This is a genomic window from Pseudomonas sp. EL_65y_Pfl2_R96 (assembly GCF_963970905.1).
In the GTDB taxonomy this organism is placed as follows: Bacteria; Pseudomonadota; Gammaproteobacteria; order Pseudomonadales; family Pseudomonadaceae; genus Aquipseudomonas.
Map to the genome: position 1 here is coordinate 1 of NZ_CAXAQH010000249.1, position 501 is coordinate 501.

The following is a 501-nucleotide window of genomic DNA, read 5'->3' on the forward strand; positions in this document are numbered from 1 at the left end:
GTACTCGGCCTTCCACTGATTGTTCATCCGCGAGTAGGCCTCGTTGCATGGAATGATCGAGTTCTCCGTCGTGTCGGGGCCGGTCGAGGTAATCCAGCGCTGGCTGCGCGCCGGCGATCCCGGTCCTATGGCCTCCCAGAGATTGTTCGATTTCGTAAGCTGGTTCATCGACTTGAAGCCCAGGAGCACGTCGTAGAACGTGCATTGCTTCAGGTGCTCGTCGATGTTTGCGCGGAACACGCTGTTAGTCAGCTCGAAGGTGCGCGCCTTATCCATCAACCGCGCGCCGTAGATCATCCCGTTGGTTGAGAGCGCGAGCGCGTTCGGCATGACGAAAACTGTCTCGGCCGAGCGAGTCAGCCAGTCGCCTGCCTGGCTGGTAAACGACGCCATGACACCGAGGCCCAGAGGCACGTTGTCGACCACGGCCGGCGCCAGCCCCGGATTGATCCGGTCCGTGACCTTGATCGTCACGGTGGGCACCATCAGCATCATGTAGAT

1 protein-coding gene is annotated in these 501 nt (G+C 60.5%); it reads right to left on the bottom strand.

Annotated elements, in window-relative coordinates:
- A partial coding sequence (locus AACY49_RS30455; RefSeq protein ID WP_339527989.1) for a conjugal transfer protein TraG N-terminal domain-containing protein occupies positions 1-495 on the bottom strand: 495 nt, incomplete at its 3' end.
- Between the last annotated feature and the right edge of the window lie 6 nt (positions 496-501).